This is a genomic window from Brevibacillus massiliensis, assembly GCF_000311785.1.
Lineage (GTDB): Bacteria > Bacillota > Bacilli > Brevibacillales > Brevibacillaceae > Brevibacillus_C > Brevibacillus_C massiliensis.
Window position 1 is genome coordinate 1 of record NZ_CAGW01000128.1, and the last position, 1,515, is coordinate 1,515.

General features: G+C 51.6%; 1 protein-coding gene. It reads left to right on the forward strand.

Translation table 11 applies throughout. From position 1 onward, the window contains the following. The first annotated feature begins 155 nt into the window (after positions 1-155). Positions 156-1,514 carry an IS4 family transposase gene (locus HGBM_RS00035; RefSeq protein WP_019119056.1) on the forward strand — a complete coding sequence of 453 codons (1,359 nt, stop codon included), beginning with the start codon at positions 156-158 and terminating at the stop codon, positions 1,512-1,514. The last annotated feature ends 1 nt before the right edge of the window (position 1,515 follow it).

Consider the following 1,515-nt stretch of genomic DNA (forward strand, 5'->3'; position numbering starts at 1 on the left):
CTCAACTTTCGCAGAGCAAAAATGACGCTTATTCCTTGATATGATTGGGTTTTTGCTCGTGTGGTTCTAGGCTTGACGAAATGAAAAACACCGTTCTGTTTGGTATAATTGGAATTGTCCAGATCCCAAAACCACACAGAAAAGGTGTTTCCTATATGATAAAACGAAATGAGCCACTCGATCAACTGCCAAACGAAATCAAACCTGCTTTTCTGGAACTTAACGTGTTGAAACACTTGCGTGGAGCGGGTTTCAAAAAGAAATTCGGATTTACATGCGCCTATTTATTCCGCCTTGTGTTTGTTTTGCTGTTTCACCAGAAAAACTGGTTCCGGCTTCTAGAGAGCAAGAAAGGCGAGACATTTCCCGGTAAAGATGCGGTGTATCGTTTCTTGAATCACAGCGGCTACGCATGGCGGCGGTTCTTGTTGTTGCTCAGCGGCGAAACAATCGCGCGAATGGAACCGCTGACCTCGTCCAACCGGGAGACCGCGTTGATCTTCGATGATACCATGTTTGCGCGCAACCGGAGTAAAGCCGTTGAGATGCTGGCGCGCTTTAAAGATCATGCAACCGGCGCCTTCTACAAAGGCTTCCGCATGCTGACCATGGGCTGGTCGGACGGCCATTCGTTTGTCCCGATGGACTTTGCGCTGCTGAGTTCGGTGAAGTCCGGCATCAACGGCATGGCGGACGGGATCGACAAGCGAAGCCATGGCTACAAGCGTCGGCAAGAAGCGTTTTGTACGGCTCCGCAGGTCATCGCGGCCATGCTGGATCGTGCTTTGCAGGCCGGCATTTCGGCATCGTACGCCCTGATGGACAGTTGGTTTACGCATGCGCCGCTCATTCAGGAAGTCATCCGTCGCGGGCTGCATGTGATCGGCATGGTCAAGAACGATAACAAGCGCTATCTCGTGAACGGGAAACGGCTCAGCCTGAAGGAATTGTATGCCGCCTCCCCGCGTGTCGAAGGGAAAAACCGCAACATCCTTCGTCTTATCCGAACCTCGCTCGCCCCGGGAATCCCGGTGGTGATCGTATTTGTCCGCCATCGTTCCAAGAAAAACGAATGGCTTGCCCTACTTTCAACCGACCTTAGTCTGACGGCCCAGGACATCATCCGGATCTACCGGATGCGCTGGGACATCGAGGTTTTCTTCAAGTGCGCCAAATCGCTGCTGCGTCTGCAAAACGAGTTCCAAGGCCGTTCGTACGACTTGCTTGTAAGCCACACGACCATTGTGTTTTCGCGCTATATCCTGCTGGCCTGGCAGCACCGGCAAAGCACGGATGCCCGCTCGTTTGGCGGCTTGTTTTATTTGTTGTGTGATGAAGTAGAAGCGCTCGATTGGGCGCTCGCCTTGCAACAACTGCTTGATCTGATCCATGAAGTCGCCGCAAAAGCAGGAAAAAAACTTTCCGCTCTGATTCAACGTCAACTCCAGCAATGGATTGCTGCTTTGCCCAACTACATCAACGCTTATCTACCTATTTCATGCTGCGAAAGTTGAG